16 protein-coding genes and 1 tRNA gene are annotated in these 14765 nt (G+C 64.7%); 14 read left to right on the top strand and 3 right to left on the bottom strand.

The window, feature by feature from the left end; translation table 11 throughout:
• The first annotated feature begins 25 nt into the window (after positions 1-25).
• The 4 genes from AC07PA_RS20665 (at position 26) to tatC (ending at position 2081) form a co-directional block, all read left to right on the top strand.
• Positions 26-382, top strand: coding sequence for a histidine triad nucleotide-binding protein (locus AC07PA_RS20665; RefSeq protein ID WP_007855728.1), 357 nt, complete (start codon positions 26-28; stop codon positions 380-382).
• Between the two features lie 106 nt (positions 383-488).
• Positions 489-731: a Sec-independent protein translocase subunit TatA gene (gene tatA / locus AC07PA_RS20660; protein ID WP_007855727.1), complete on the top strand. Its 243-nt coding sequence runs from the start codon at positions 489-491 to the stop codon at positions 729-731.
• Positions 732-753: 22 nt separating this feature from the next.
• Entirely contained in the window at positions 754-1215 is a 462-nt protein-coding gene (gene tatB, locus AC07PA_RS20655; protein WP_007855725.1) for a Sec-independent protein translocase protein TatB, read from the top strand.
• Between the two features lie 62 nt (positions 1216-1277).
• The gene (tatC, locus tag AC07PA_RS20650; RefSeq protein WP_007855724.1) at positions 1278-2081 is read left to right on the top strand and encodes a twin-arginine translocase subunit TatC; all 804 of its coding nucleotides are present in this window, start codon (positions 1278-1280) and stop codon (positions 2079-2081) included.
• A 150-nt stretch (positions 2082-2231) separates the two neighbouring features.
• On the opposite strand, the gene AC07PA_RS20645 is transcribed toward tatC, so the two are convergent.
• Positions 2232-3398 (bottom strand): S1C family serine protease, encoded by a 1167-nt coding sequence (locus AC07PA_RS20645; RefSeq protein ID WP_007855723.1) that lies wholly within the window; start codon positions 3396-3398, stop codon positions 2232-2234.
• A gap of 121 nt (positions 3399-3519) precedes the next feature.
• Here AC07PA_RS20645 and AC07PA_RS20640 point away from each other — a divergent pair, with 121 nt between their 5' ends.
• Entirely contained in the window at positions 3520-4278 is a 759-nt protein-coding gene (locus AC07PA_RS20640; protein ID WP_081497336.1) for a Nif3-like dinuclear metal center hexameric protein, read from the top strand.
• A complete protein-coding gene (gene pdxA, locus AC07PA_RS20635) occupies positions 4275-5306 on the top strand; it encodes a 4-hydroxythreonine-4-phosphate dehydrogenase PdxA (protein ID WP_494608708.1) in 1032 nt (343 codons plus the stop codon). The genes AC07PA_RS20640 and pdxA overlap by 4 nt, the downstream gene beginning before the upstream one ends.
• A gap of 162 nt (positions 5307-5468) precedes the next feature.
• On the opposite strand, the gene mscL is transcribed toward pdxA, so the two are convergent.
• Positions 5469-5897: a large conductance mechanosensitive channel protein MscL gene (mscL, locus tag AC07PA_RS20630; RefSeq protein WP_007854489.1), complete on the bottom strand. Its 429-nt coding sequence runs from the start codon at positions 5895-5897 to the stop codon at positions 5469-5471.
• A gap of 145 nt (positions 5898-6042) precedes the next feature.
• Here mscL and petA point away from each other — a divergent pair, with 145 nt between their 5' ends.
• From petA to AC07PA_RS20600, 6 genes are all read left to right on the top strand, one after another.
• The gene (gene petA, locus AC07PA_RS20625) at positions 6043-6639 is read left to right on the top strand and encodes a ubiquinol-cytochrome c reductase iron-sulfur subunit (protein WP_007854498.1); all 597 of its coding nucleotides are present in this window, start codon (positions 6043-6045) and stop codon (positions 6637-6639) included.
• A 13-nt stretch (positions 6640-6652) separates the two neighbouring features.
• Entirely contained in the window at positions 6653-8068 is a 1416-nt protein-coding gene (locus tag AC07PA_RS20620) for a cytochrome b (protein WP_145694516.1), read from the top strand.
• Between the two features lie 16 nt (positions 8069-8084).
• Positions 8085-8840 carry a cytochrome c1 gene (locus tag AC07PA_RS20615; RefSeq protein ID WP_007854505.1) on the top strand — a complete coding sequence of 252 codons (756 nt, stop codon included), beginning with the start codon at positions 8085-8087 and terminating at the stop codon, positions 8838-8840.
• 104 nt (positions 8841-8944) lie between these two features.
• A complete protein-coding gene (locus tag AC07PA_RS20610) occupies positions 8945-9556 on the top strand; it encodes a glutathione S-transferase N-terminal domain-containing protein (RefSeq protein ID WP_007854512.1) in 612 nt (203 codons plus the stop codon).
• Between the two features lie 44 nt (positions 9557-9600).
• Entirely contained in the window at positions 9601-10158 is a 558-nt protein-coding gene (locus AC07PA_RS20605) for a ClpXP protease specificity-enhancing factor (RefSeq protein ID WP_007854515.1), read from the top strand.
• Between the two features lie 59 nt (positions 10159-10217).
• Positions 10218-10293, top strand: a tRNA-Thr gene (locus AC07PA_RS20600).
• 156 nt (positions 10294-10449) lie between these two features.
• Here the strand turns inward: AC07PA_RS20600 and AC07PA_RS20595 are convergent.
• Positions 10450-10749, bottom strand: coding sequence for a hypothetical protein (locus tag AC07PA_RS20595; protein WP_007854517.1), 300 nt, complete (start codon positions 10747-10749; stop codon positions 10450-10452).
• A gap of 32 nt (positions 10750-10781) precedes the next feature.
• Between AC07PA_RS20595 and AC07PA_RS20590 the strand changes: the two genes are divergently transcribed.
• Positions 10782-11762, top strand: coding sequence for a M23 family metallopeptidase (locus tag AC07PA_RS20590; RefSeq protein ID WP_035203453.1), 981 nt, complete (start codon positions 10782-10784; stop codon positions 11760-11762).
• A 139-nt stretch (positions 11763-11901) separates the two neighbouring features.
• Entirely contained in the window at positions 11902-14667 is a 2766-nt protein-coding gene (secA, locus tag AC07PA_RS20585; RefSeq protein WP_007854521.1) for a preprotein translocase subunit SecA, read from the top strand.
• Positions 14668-14765: the final 98 nt, after the last annotated feature.

Genomic DNA, 14765 nt, shown 5'->3' with positions numbered 1-14765 from the left:
CAGATTTCGTCCTCCCTTTTCCACCATGCACGATCCGAACTGCCTTTTCTGCAAAATCATCGCGGGCCAGATTCCTTCGAAGAAGGTCCATGAAGACGATGACATGTTCGTCTTCCATGACATCCATCCCTGGGCACCGGTGCACTTCCTGATGGTCCCCAAGGCACATATCCCTTCGATGGCCCAGGTCACCGAAGAACATGCCGGCGTGCTGGGGCGCATGATGGCGCTGGCACCCAAACTGGCCCTGGAGCAGGGCTGCAACCCCTACCCGGATGGCGGTTTTCGCATCGTGGTAAACACGGGGCTTGAAGGCGGGCAGGAAATCCACCATCTGCACATCCACGTGATGGGTGGCCCCCGCCCGTGGCTCAAAGGCTGACCCCAGCTGACGTTTCGACCCGATAGACCCCTGTTTCGCAACAGGGGGCCTGAACTCCGGTCACTGCCGGGGTCTAAAATGATTGCAATACGTTAGGAGATATTCCATGGGCTCTTTTTCCATCTGGCACTGGCTGATCGTGCTGCTGATCGTCGTCATGGTGTTCGGCACCAAGAAGCTCAAGAACATGGGCTCCGACCTCGGGGGCGCCGTCAAGGGCTTCAAGGACGGCATGAAGGACGGTTCCACGGCCGAGAGCGGTGCGGTCAATCCTCCCGCTGGCCAGGTCACTGCCAGCCAGGCGACCGACAAGACCACCATCGACGTCGAAGCCAAGCAAAAGAGCTGACCGCTGAGCGGACACCTGCTTCATGATTGATATTGGCCTGTCCAAGATGGCGCTGATCGGCGCCGTGGCGTTGATCGTCATCGGCCCCGAGAAGCTGCCGCGCGTGGCGCGTACGGTGGGCACCTTGCTGGGCAAGGCGCAGCGCTACGTGGCCGACGTCAAGTCCGAGGTCAACCGGTCCATGGAGCTCGACGAGCTGCGCAAGATGAAGGACACGGTGGAAGGTGCCGCACGCGACGTGCAGCAGTCCATCCAGACCGGCGCCAGCGAGTTCGAGAAGGACTGGGCCGCGGCGACGGACATGACGGCTGCCGAGCCCTTCGAGACTTCGGTGGTGGTGCCGGCCTACAAGCACCCGGGCAAGAACTGGCGTCTCAAGCGCGGAGCCACGCCCCAGTGGTACAAGTCGCGCAGCGGCGTGCGCACCAAGGCACAGTCCGGCGCGGCACGCGTTGCCCGCTACCGGCCCCAGAAATTCCATTGACGATGCCGCGCAGCACCCGGTGCGCGCTGCATGGGCGGCCCCCACGCCCCTGAAAATCCAACATGTCCGAAACTCCCCCCAAAGAAGACGAACTGGCCGGCACCGAGCAGCCGTTCGTGCAGCACCTGATGGAGCTGCGCGACCGGCTGGTCAAGGCCATCATCGCCATCGCCATTGCGGCGGCGATCCTGTTCTTCTTTCCCGGTCCTGGCGCGCTCTATGACTTCCTGGCGGCCCCGCTGGTGGCCCACCTGCCCAAGGGCGCCACGCTGATAGCCACCTCGGTGATCTCGCCGTTCATGGTGCCGCTCAAGATCCTGCTGATGTCGGCCTTCCTGCTGGCGCTGCCCGTCGTGCTGTGGCAGGTCTGGGCCTTCGTGGCGCCGGGCCTGTATTCGCATGAGAAGAAACTGGTGTTGCCGCTGGTGGTTTCCAGCACGCTGCTGTTCTTCATCGGCGTGGCGTTTTGCTATTACTTCGTGTTCGGGCAGGTGTTTGCGTTCATCCAGAGCTTCGCGCCCAAGAGCATCACGGCTGCGCCAGACATCGAGGCCTACCTGAGCTTCGTGCTCTCGATGTTCCTGGCCTTCGGCATGGCTTTCGAGGTTCCTATCGCCGTGGTGGTGCTGGCACGCATGAACATCGTCAGCGTGGAAAAGCTCAAGAGCTTTCGCGGCTACTTCGTCGTCGGTGCTTTCGTCGTCGCGGCCATCGTGACGCCGCCGGACGTGGTCTCCCAGCTCGCGCTGGCCGTGCCCATGTGCATCCTCTACGAGGTGGGCATCTGGGCCGCGCAGATCTTCATCAAGCACACCAAGGCGCCGGAAGACGCCGAGAGCACGGCCTCGTCGTCCTCTTCCTCCTGACCTGACCGAGGGGCGCCCGTCCCGCGACGGGGCGGAGCAAAAAAAGCAACTGCCGCCAGGAGCGCCAGTTGCTTTTTTCATGGGTGCCCGCAGGCTGGATGTGGTGCTTCGCTTACCTTGGAAGGATGGCTCGAAGCGCTCCGGGAGGGCTCACCTCTTGACATTGCGCTGCGGTCGGGGGCGCAGGCCTGGGGTGATGTTCAACTCCACCAGGGCGTCGGCGCGCCTGACGTTGAACGGGGCCGCCGTGCCGGGCTTCAGGGCCGCCACGGCCGTGAGCAGTTCGGAGACATTGCCCACGTTCTTGCCGTCCACCTTCACGATCACGTCGCCCGGGCGCATGCCGGCCTGGGCCGCGGGGCCGTCCTGCAGCACGCCGGTGATGATGACGCCTTCGGAGGCCTTCACGCCGAAGGTCTCGGCCAGTTCGGGCGAGAGCTCGTTGGGCTCCACGCCGATCCAGCCGCGCGTGACCTGGCCGTCCTTGACGATGCCGTCGAGCACCAGGCGTGCCGTGGATACCGGGATGGCAAAGCCGATGCCCATGCTGCCGCCCGAGCGCGAGTAGATGGCGGTGTTGATGCCCAGCAGGTTGCCGTTGACGTCCACGAGGGCGCCGCCGGAGTTGCCGGGGTTGATGGCTGCGTCCGTCTGGATGAAGTTCTCGAAGGTGTTGATCCCGAGCTGGGTACGGCCCAGGGCGCTGACGATGCCGCTGGTCACCGTCTGGCCCACGCCGAAAGGGTTGCCGATGGCCAGCACCTGGTCGCCCACGTCCAGGGTGTCCGAGTTGCCCAGCACGATCACGGGCAGCTTGTCGAGCTCGATCTTGAGGATGGCCAGGTCGGTCTCGGGGTCGGTGCCGATCACGCGCGCCCGGGCGCGCCGGCTGTCGGTGAGCGTGACCTCGATCTCGTCGGCGCCTTCCACCACGTGGTTGTTGGTGAGGATGTAGCCCTCGGGGCTGATGATGACGCCACTGCCCAGGCCCGCCTGCTGTTGCTGCTGCTGGTTGTTGCCCTGGTCGCCGAAGAAGAACTGGAACCACGGGTCGTTGCTGCGCGGGTGGCGCACGGCCTTGCTGGTGTTGATGCTCACCACGGCCGGCGCGGCCTTGCGCGCAGCGGCGCTGAAGCTGCCGGCGGCCGGTGGCTGGCCTGCGGCGGAGGTGTTGGCGGGTGCCTCGATCAGCGCGATGCCGGCGCCCGAGCGCACCGTGCCGCGCCCCAGCCAGCCGGGCTGCAGGGTGGCCACGACGAAATAGGCCGCGACGAGCACCGTCACGGTTTGGGAAAACAGCAGCCAGAGTCGCTTCATGGGTTGGACGGGGAAAACATCGGGAGGACGGGCGCGCGCGGCGCGGGAATGACCGCATTGTCCTCCATGCATGCCGCTGGGGGGCGAGGGGGTGGTGCCGCACCCGCGCGACAATAGGCGCATGAGCATTTCCCGGCACCAACTTCTGCAGGCGTTCGATGCGCTGCTGCAACCCGCGCGTTTCAAGGACTACGGCCCGAACGGCCTGCAGGTCGAGGGCAAGGAGACCATCACCCGCATCGTGAGCGGCGTAACGGCCAGCCGAGCGCTGATCGAGGCAGCGATTGCCCAGCGGGCCGACGCGATCTTCGTGCACCACGGCCTGTTCTGGCGCGGGCAGGACGGCCGCGTGGTGGGCTGGATGAAGCAGCGCCTGCAACTGCTGCTGGCGCATGACATCAACCTGTTTGCCTACCACCTGCCGCTCGATGCCCACCCCGAGCTGGGCAACAACGCGCAGCTCGGTCGTGTGTTGGGCCTGGCGGCCGATGCGCGTTTTGGCGAGCAGGACCTGGCTTGTGCCGCGGACGCGGATTTTGCCGATGGCCAGGCGCTGGCCGACCATGTCACCGCAGCACTGGGGCGAACGGTGACGCTGGTGCAGCCCGAGGCGGCCCTGCGCCGACCGATTCGCCGCGTGGCCTGGTGCACGGGCGGGGCACAGGGCTACTTCGAGCCGGCCATTGCCGCCGGGGCCGATGCCTTCATCACCGGGGAAATCTCCGAACCCCAGGCCCACCTGGCGCGCGAGACGGGTGTGTGCTTCATCGCGGCCGGCCACCACGCAACGGAGCGCTATGGCGCCCCGGCGGTGGCTGCGCATGTGGCGCAGCAGGCGGGTGTGGAGCATGTCTTCATCGAGGTGGACAACCCCGCATGAGCACTGCCATTGCCATTACCCAGGGGGATCCGGCCGGCATAGGCCCCGAAATCATTGCCAAGGCCTTCCGCGATGCGCCCGACGATCTGCGCGGCTGCTTTGTGGTGGGCGACGTGGCCACACTGCGCCGGGCGGCGCAGTGCATCGAGCGCCCCGGCATGCCTTCGCTGCCGGTGGCGCTGATCGAGGCGCCGGCACAGGCCCTGCAGGTGCCCCTGCGCTGCGTGCCAGTGCTGCCATTGCCGGGGCTCCCCGGGCCGCAGCCCTGGGGCCGCATCGGTGCCGAGGCCGGCCGCGCAGCGGCCGAATGCGTGGTCTGGGCGGCGCGGGCCGCGCTGCGCGGCGAGGTGGCGGCGCTGGTCACGGCACCGCTGCACAAGGAGGCGCTGTCGGCCGCTGGCGTGGCCTTTCCAGGCCATACCGAGCTGCTGCAGGCCGAGGCGGCGAAGCACCAGGGCGTGCCCTTGGCCGCCATGCCGGTGCGCATGATGCTGGCCAGCGACGAGCTGCGCACGGTGCTCGTCAGCATCCACATATCGCTGCGCGACGCCATCGAGGCCGTGACACCCGCCAACCTGGCGCAGACGTTGCAGATCACCCATGCCGCCCTGCTGCGCACCCTGGGCCGCGCGCCGCGCATCGCCGTGGCGGGGCTCAACCCGCACGCGGGGGAGGGCGGCCTGTTCGGCCAGGAGGAGGTGGAGACCATCGCCCCGGCCATCGCGGCAGCCAGGGCGCAGGGCATGGACGTGGAGGGACCGTTCGCGCCCGACACGGTGTTCATGCGCGCACGCCACGCGCCCGGCCACCCCGGCGAGTTCGACGTGGTGGTGGCCATGTACCACGACCAGGGCCTGATCCCCGTGAAGTACCTCGGCGTGGACAAGGGCGTGAACGTGACGCTGGGCCTGCCGCTCGTGCGCACCAGCCCGGACCACGGCACGGCCTTCGACATTGCGGGGCAGGGCATCGCAGACGCCTCCAGTCTGGTGGAGGCCGTGCGCATGGCCCGCAAGTTGTCGGCTTAGCGCAGCCTCCTGGAAACTGGCGCGCCCCAAGCCAGTGCCCCCGTGCAAGGGCCGCCAAGCCGTGGATGCGGCGCTACGCTTGCGTGCACTGGGGGCGTCCCCCTCCCGACTCGCGCAGCAAGTCGAGAGAGGGGTGAAGGCGCGAAGCGACTCAGGGGGTGCTTATTTTTTCAGGCTGTCGCGGATCTCGCGCAGCAGCACGATGTCTTCAGGAGGGGCGACCGGTGCTGCAGGTGCCGGTGGGGTTTCGCGCTTCAAGCGGTTGATCTGCTTGATCATCATGAAGATGATGAAGGCGAGGATGATGAAGTTCACTGCCACGGTGATGAAATTGCCATAGGCGAACACCGGCACGCCGGCCTTCTTGAGGGCATCGAGCGTCATGGCGGTGCCGGCCGGCACATTGCCCAGCACGACGAACAGGTTGGAGAAGTCGAGCTTGCCGAACACCAGCCCCACCACGGGCAGGATCAGGTCGGACACGACCGAATCCACGATCTTTCCGAAGGCCCCGCCGATGATGACGCCCACGGCCAGATCGATCACGTTGCCCTTGACGGCAAATTCCCGGAACTCTTGTGCAATGCCCATGGATAACCCCTCTTGATAATAGACAAGAAGGCGAGTATTGCCCAGGTCTGCCCCCTGTCAAGGCGGAGTGTCCGCCTGCAATGACCCTTTTCACTCCGCTACAATTCGCGGTTGACCCCAATAGCGATGTACATCGAGGATCCCCATGAGTGACACCCCAATCGACTCCAGCAAGCGGACGTGGCTGATTGCGTCCGGCTGTGCTGGTGCGGTGGGCGGCGTGGCAACCGCCGTTCCTTTCGTGAGTACCTTCCAGCCTTCCGAGCGGGCCAAGGCTGCAGGTGCGGCCGTCGAGGTGGATATCTCCGCGCTCAAGCCTGGAGAAAAAGTCACCGTGGAGTGGCGCGGCAAGCCCGTCTGGATCGTCAAGCGCACGCCGGAGCAACTCGCCGAGCTGCCCAAGCTCGATGGCCAGCTGGCGGATCCCAAGTCCGAGCGCAAGCCTTCGGAACTGACCCCCGAATACGCCCGCAACGAAGCGCGTTCCATCAAGCCCGAGATCCTCGTGGCGGTGGGCATCTGCTCGCACCTGGGGTGCTCGCCGTCGGACAAGTTCCAGACCGGCGCGCAGGCCTCGCTGCCTGACGACTGGAAGGGCGGGTTCCTGTGCCCCTGCCACGGCTCCACCTTCGACATGGCGGGCCGTGTGTTCAAGAACAAGCCGGCCCCGGACAACCTGGAAGTGCCGCCCCACATGTACCTGTCGGAGACCCGCCTCCTGATCGGTGAAGACAAGGCTTGAGGGATACAAGAACATGGCCCACGAATTCAAGGAAATCTCCCCCAACGCCTCGATAGCGGCGAAGACCACCAACTGGTTCGAGAACCGGTTCCCGACGGCCTTCGACGCCTACCGCGTGCACATGTCGGAGTACTACGCTCCGAAGAACTTCAACTTCTGGTACATCTTCGGCTCGCTGTCGTTGCTGGTGCTGGTGATCCAGATCGTCACCGGCATCTTCCTGGTGATGCACTACAAGCCCGACGCGGCCAAGGCCTTCGAATCGGTCGAGTACATCATGCGCGATGTGCCCTGGGGCTGGTTGATCCGCTACATGCACTCCACGGGGGCCTCGGCCTTCTTCGTGGTGGTCTACCTGCACATGTTCCGCGGGCTCATCTACGGCAGCTACCGCAAGCCGCGCGAGCTGGTGTGGGTGTTCGGCTGCGCGATCTTCCTGTGCCTGATGGCCGAGGCCTTCATGGGCTACCTGCTGCCCTGGGGCCAGATGTCGTACTGGGGCGCCCAGGTGATCGTGAACCTGTTCGCTGCGATTCCCTTCATCGGTCCGGACCTGGCCCTCTTGATCCGCGGTGACTACGTGGTGGGCGATGCGACGCTGAACCGCTTCTTCAGCTTCCACGTGATCGCCGTGCCGCTGGTGCTGCTGGGCCTGGTGGTCGCCCACTTGCTGGCGCTGCACGACGTGGGCTCGAACAACCCCGATGGCGTGGAAATCAAGGGCCCCAAGGCGCCCAAGGATGCCAACGGCAAGCCTTTGGACGGCGTGCCCTTCCACCCCTACTACACGGTGCACGACATCTTCGGTGTCTGCGTGTTCCTCATGGCCTTCACGGCGGTGATCTTCTTCGCCCCCGAGTTCGGCGGCTACTTCCTCGAATACAACAACTTCATCCCGGCCGACCCGCTGAAGACGCCTGCGCACATTGCGCCAGTCTGGTACTTCACGCCGTTCTACTCGATGCTGCGCGCCATCACCAGCGAGATGATGTATGCGCTGATCCTGTGCGTGGTGGGTGGTGCCGTGCTGGCCTCGGTCAAGCTCAAGCTGCCCAGCTTCATCAAGGCCGGCGCCGTGGTCGCCGCCCTGGTGGTCGCCGCGCTGATGCTGGCCATCGACGCCAAGTTCTGGGGCGTGGTGGTGATGGGCGGTGCCGTGATCATCCTGTTCTTCCTGCCATGGCTGGACTACAGCCCGGTCAAGTCGATCCGCTACCGTCCCGACTGGCACAAGTACCTGTACGGCATCTTCGTGATCAACTTCCTGATCCTGGGTTACCTGGGTGTGCAGCCACCGTCGCCGATCGGCGAGCGCGTCTCGCAGGTGGGTACGCTGTTCTACTTCGGCTTCTTCATCCTGATGCCCTGGTGGAGCCGTCTGGGCACGCCCAAGCCGGTGCCTGACCGTGTGACCTTTGCCGCGCACTGAGCGGGAGACAAGAACAATGAAGAAACTCATCCTCACGCTGATCGCAGCCCTGGGCATTGTTTCGGGCGTGCAGGCCGCCGAAGGCGGCATTGCCTGGGACAAGGCGCCCAACAAGACGAACGACCTGGCTTCGCTGCAGAACGGCGCCAAGATCTTCGTCAACTACTGCCTGAGCTGCCACTCGGCAGCGTTCATGCGCTACAACCGCTTGCGCGACATTGGTCTGACCGAGCAGGAAATCAAGGACAACCTGCTGTTCGCAACCGACAAGGTCGGCGAGACCATGAAGGCGTCCATCGATCCCAAGCAAGCCAAGGAATGGTTTGGCGCCAACCCGCCCGACCTGACCGTGATCGCGCGTTCGCGTGCGGGCCATGGCGGCACGGGCGCAGACTACCTGTACACCTTCCTGCGCACCTTCTACCGCGACGAGACCAAGGCCACGGGCTGGAACAACCTGGCTTTCCCCAGCGTGGGCATGCCGCACGTGCTGTGGGAGATGCAGGGCGATCGCCGCCCGGTGTTCGAAGAGCATGAAAGCCACGGCCACAAGACCCAGGTCTTCAAGGGCTGGCAGCAGGTGACCCCAGGAACGGTGACGCCTTTGCAGTTCGAACAGAATATCGGCGATCTCGTGAACTACCTGCAATGGATGGGTGAGCCCGCGCAGAACACCCGCATCCGCGTCGGTGTCTGGGTGCTGATCTTCCTGGGTGTGTTCACGGTCATTGCCTGGAGACTCAACGCAGCGTTCTGGAAAGACGTCAAGTAACACGCCAGATCCATATGCCACACCCCCTGGCGGGGGTGGGGCGGGGTCTTTACGGAGTGGGCGCTTTTGGCTCCCACTCTTTTGATTTTTAGGAGCCTCACACCATGATGGTGCTTTACTCGGGAACGACCTGTCCCTTCTCCCACCGCTGCCGCTTCGTCCTGTTCGAGAAGGGCATGGACTTCGAAATCCGCGATGTGGACCTGTACAACAAGCCCGAAGACATCAGCGTGATGAACCCCTACGGCCAGGTGCCCATCCTGGTCGAGCGCGACCTGATCCTGTACGAGTCGAACATCATCAACGAGTACATCGACGAGCGCTTCCCGCACCCGCAGCTGATGCCCGGCGACCCGGTGGACCGCGCCCGTGTGCGCCTGTTCCTGCTCAACTTCGAGAAGGAACTGTTCGTGCACGTGAACATCCTGGAGTCGCGTGCGACCAAGGGCAATGAAAAAGCGCTGGAAAAGGCACGTGCCCATATCCGCGACCGCCTGACGCAGCTGGCACCCGTGTTCCTCAAGAACAAGTACATGCTGGGCGACAACTTCTCCATGCTGGATGTGGCCATTGCCCCGCTGCTGTGGCGCCTGGACTACTATGGCATCGACCTGAGCAAGAATGCGGCCCCGCTGCTCAAGTACGCTGAGCGCATCTTCTCGCGCCCTGCCTACATCGAAGCGCTGACGCCTTCCGAAAAGGTCATGCGCAAGTAATGCGCGTGCGCCATCGTCCGTCCCTGAACGCCTGCCCTTAGCCCATGAATGCCACGGAATCCACGTCCACACGCCCCTACCTGATCCGCGCCCTGTACGAATGGTGCACGGACAACGGGCTCACGCCCTACGTGGCGGTGCGGGTGGACGATTCCGTGCAGGTGCCGCGCGAGTACGTGAACGATGGCGAGATCGTGCTCAACATCAGCTATGACGCCACCAGCGCGCTGCAACTGGGCAACGATTTCATCGAGTTCAAGGCCCGTTTCGGCGGCAAGCCGCGCGAGATCCTGGTGCCTGTGGGCCGGGTGATCGCGATCTATGCACGCGAGAACGGGCAGGGCATGGCGTTTCCGCCGCCGGTGGACAACCTGGTGGGCGGCGCCCCGCCACAGGGTCTGTCGGCACCGGCGTCCGCGCCCGCCGAACTGTCCCAGGTGCCGGTGGCCGCGCCAACGCCGGTATCGGCATCGCCCGTGGACGACCGGGTGGTGCACCTGGTGCCGGGCGAATCCCCTGCTTCCGATGGCGGGGATGGCCATCCGCCGCGTCCGTCGCCCTCGGGTGGCGGCAGTCGCCCTGCGCTCAAGCGGGTGAAATAGCGCGGGACACCCCCTGGTTCATTTTTCGGGCTGTTTTTGCAGGATAAAATCCAGCCTTCGCCGGTTTAGCTCAGTTGGTAGAGCACCCGCCTTGTAAGCGGTAGGTCGTCAGTTCGATTCCGACAACCGGCACCATCTTTTCTCTCCCTCTCCCCTTCTTCTTCCGCCGTCGGGCATGCGATTGCCCGCATGTTGTGTGGAGTCGCGTGCTACGTTTTCACGCCGTGGACCGCCTGCCATATCCATTTGGCAGCTTTTTGACAAGCAAGTAACTGTCTTTGGGCCTGTTTTTCAGGTTTGAACTTTCAGCCGAATGGAGTTAACCTCCCACCCCCGGCTGCGCAAGTGCGCCTGCAGTGCAGGCAGCAGTTGACGGATCTTGGCCGCGGCGGCATTGCTCTTGACCAGCAGGCACCAGGTGTTCCCATCGATGGGGCCAGCCTGGACGGACTGGCGCAGGCCGGCGGGTAACAACAATTCAATGGCCTTGAGCCGTTCGCTGGAGTCGCGTGTCAATGCGGTGAGCATGTGCAGCGTGGGGGATTCCTCGCTGGCTTGCTGCAGGGTGACGGCGTGGTGGCGGCGGGTCATGGGGATGCGCCGGTGGGCGTGGAGATGTCGTAGTGCACCTGATTATCACGGACGCCCGTTTGGCGCGCAGCCGCGCCATTCACCTTTCCGGGGTTCGCCTTCTGCTGGCGGGCCTGGTTCTTTCCCTCGGACTTATGGTCACGGCCGCCGGCCTGTACCACTGGGTCTTTCTCAAGGGCGCGCGCGAAGGCTGGCCGGTCTTCGGCGCGCTGGTGCGCCTGGTGGTGAAGGACGAATTCGCCGAGCGCGACCGTTTCATGCGCGCCAACCTCGATGCGATGGCCAAGCGCGTGGGTGAGATGCAGGCGCGCATGGTGCAGCTCGAATCCCTGGGCGAACGTGTGCTGGGCCTGGCGGGCATGCCTGCGACGGAACTGCGCAGCGACGGGCGCGGCGGCGCGTTGGTGAGTGCCCACAACCTGAGCATGGAAGAGCTGCAGGCCACGCTCAATGACCTGGAGCGCCTGACCAACCAGCGGGTGGACCTGATGACGGTGATGGAGTCGCGCCTGTTCGACCAGCACATCCGCAAGAAGATGGTCCCCACGCATGCGCCCGTGGCGGGCAAGCTGCCCGGGTCGTCGTTCGGCTGGCGCATCGATCCGATCACGGGCCAATCGGCGCTGCACACAGGGCTCGACTTCCAGGCCGATACCGGTACGGCCATCCTGGCGGCCGCGGGCGGCGTGGTCGTGACGCAGGAATACCATCCGGCCTATGGCAACATGATCGAGGTGGACCACGGCAACCAGTTGGTGACGCGTTACGCACACGCCTCGCGTACCCTGGTGAAGCAAGGGGACATCGTCAAGCGCGGGCAGAAGATCGCCGAGGTGGGCACCACCGGGCGTTCCACGGGCCCGCACCTGCACTTTGAAGTGCTGGTGCAAGGGGTTTTCCAGGACCCGCAGAAGTTTCTCAGCGCGGGCAGCGCGGTGGCGGGAGGCCAGGGCACTGGGGCGCAAAAGCCGGGCCTGGTGGCAGCTTCCGGCAGCCCTGCTGCAGGCAGGTAAAATCGCGGGTCCGGCGTTCGCAGCCCACGGTAGTGCAGTCCTTGCAATACCGGGCGACGGACCCACCTGATCTCAATTCATCTTAGGGGTTTCGGTCGCTTCGCGCGCTGATTGCAGCGGGTGGGGCGGTCCTGTTCGCATGGCCACCAACTTCCTTACCAAACTATTCGGCAGCCGCAATGACCGGCTTCTCAAGCAGTACCGCAAGACGGTCTCCCGCATCAATGCGATGGAGCCCGACTACGAGAAGCTGACGGACGAGGCGCTTCGCGCCAAGACGCAGGAGTTCAAGGACCGGGTGGCCAAGGGCGAGTCGCTGGACGACATCCTGCCCGAGGCGTTTGCGGTGGTGCGCGAAGGCTCCAAGCGCATCATGAAGATGCGCCACTTCGACGTGCAGCTGCTGGGCGGCATGGCCCTGCACTTCGGCAAGATCGCCGAAATGCGCACGGGCGAGGGCAAGACCCTGACCGCCACACTGCCGGTGTACCTGAATGCGCTGTCCGACAAGGGCGTGCACGTGGTGACCGTGAACGACTACCTGGCCAACCGCGATGCGCAGTGGATGGGCCGGCTGTACAACTTCCTGGGTCTCTCGGTGGGCATCAACCTGCCCAACATGCCGCGCGAGGAAAAGCAGGCCGCCTACCGCGCCGACATCACCTACGGCACGAACAACGAATACGGCTTCGACTACCTGCGCGACAACATGGTCTACGAGGCCGCGGACCGCGTGCAGCAGGGCCTGAACTTCGCGATCGTCGACGAGGTGGACTCGATCCTGATCGACGAGGCGCGCACGCCCCTGATCATCAGCGGCCAGGCCGAAGACCACACGGCCATGTACATCGCCATGAACAAGGTGGTGCCGCTTCTGATTCGCCAGGAAGGCGAGGCCGATCCCCGCACCGGCGAGGGCGTGACCAAGCCGGGCGACTTCACGCTCGACGAGAAGACCCACCAGGTGTTCCTGACCGAGCAGGGCCATGAAAGCGCCGAGCGCATCCTGGCCAGCCATGGCCTGATCGCCGAGGGCGCATCGGTCTACGACCCGGCCAACATCACGTTGATGCACCATCTGTACGCTGCGCTGCGTGCCAACCACCTGTACCACCGCGACCAGCACTACGTGGTGCAGAACGGCGAGATCGTGATCGTGGACGAGTTCACCGGCCGCCTGATGTCGGGCCGCCGCTGGAGCGAAGGCCTGCACCAGGCCGTGGAAGCCAAGGAAGGGGTGAACATCCAGGCCGAGAACCAGACGCTGGCCTCGATCACTTTCCAGAACTATTTCCGCCTGTACGGCAAGCTGGCCGGCATGACCGGCACGGCCGACACCGAAGCCTACGAGTTCCAGGAAATCTACGGCCTGGAAACCACGGTGATCCCGCCGAACCGCCCCAGCCGCCGCGACGACCAGCTCGACCGCGTTTACAAGACCACGCGCGAGAAGTACGAAGCCGCCATCAAGGACATCCGCGAATGCCACGAGCGTGGCCAGCCGGTGCTGGTGGGCACGACCTCGATCGAGAACTCCGAGATCATCGATCAGCTGCTCAACAAGGAAGGTCTGCCGCACCAGGTGCTCAACGCCAAGCAGCATGCCCGTGAGGCCGACATCGTGGCCCAGGCCGGGCGTGCCGGCATGATCACCATCGCCACCAACATGGCCGGCCGCGGTACCGACATCGTGCTGGGCGGCAACATCGAGAAGCTGATCGCTGCTGTCGAAGCCGACGAGGCGCTGGACGCGGCGGGACGCGAGGCACAGATTGCCCAGGTGCGCGCCGACTGGTCCGTGGACCACGAGAAGATCAAGGCCCTGGGCGGCCTGCGCATCATCGCCACCGAACGCCACGAGTCGCGCCGCATCGACAACCAGCTGCGTGGCCGTTCGGGCCGCCAGGGCGACCCCGGCTCCTCGCGCTTTTACCTGAGCCTGGACGATTCGTTGATGCGCATCTTTGCGGGCGACCGCGTCAAGGCCATCATGGACCGCCTGAAGATGCCCGATGGCGAGGCCATCGAGGCGGGCATCGTGACCCGCAGCATCGAATCGGCCCAGCGCAAGGTGGAGGCCCGCAACTTCGACATCCGCAAGCAATTGCTGGAGTACGACGACGTGGCCAACGACCAGCGCAAGGTGATCTACCAGCAGCGCAACGACATCCTCGATGCCTCCGAGCTGTCGGACGTGATTGCCGCCATGCGCGACGACTGCATGACCGACCTGGTGCGCCAGTACGTGCCCGCCGAGTCGGTGGAAGAGCAGTGGGACGTCCCCACCCTGCAGAAGGTGCTGGCCGACGAGTGGCAGGTCGACATCGACCTCAAGGCCATCGTCGAGGCATCGAGCGCCATCACCGATGACGAGATCCTGGAGAAGGTGGTGCAGGCGGCGCAGGCCGCGTTCGACGCCAAGGTGGAGCAGGTCGGCCGCGACAACTTCACGCAGTTCGAACGCGTGGTGCTGCTGCAGAACTTCGACTCCAACTGGCGCGACCACCTGAGCTCGCTGGACTACCTGCGCCAGGGCATCCACCTGCGCGGCTATGCCCAGAAGCAACCCAAGCAGGAATACAAGCGCGAGGCCTTCGAGCTGTTCCGCCAGCTCATCGATCAGGTCAAGAACGAAGTCACCAAGGTGCTGATGACCGTGCAGGTGCAGTCGCAGGCCCAGCTCGACCAGGCCGCACAGGACATGGAAAGTCGCGCCGAGAGCATCGCCAACGTGACCTACACGGCGCCCACCGAAACCGGCGAAGTGGAGACCACGCAGGAGCAGCGCCAGGCCGCCGGCGGCCAGGAGCTGCCCTTGCCCGAAGGCCTGCGCGTGTCGCGCAACGACCCATGCCCCTGCGGCAGCGGCAAGAAGTACAAGCAGTGCCACGGCAAGCTGGCCTGATTTTCTGATCTGCATGACACGGGCTTCGGCCCGTGTTTTCATTGGCGCGCCACGGTTTTCCGCATAATCGGACGCAGTTTTTCAAGAAAGAGCCTCCT

The organism is Acidovorax sp. GW821-FHT09B03 (assembly GCF_059418305.1).
The sequence above is the reverse complement of the archived record's forward strand: the minus strand, read 5'-3'. Positions and strand labels throughout refer to the sequence as shown.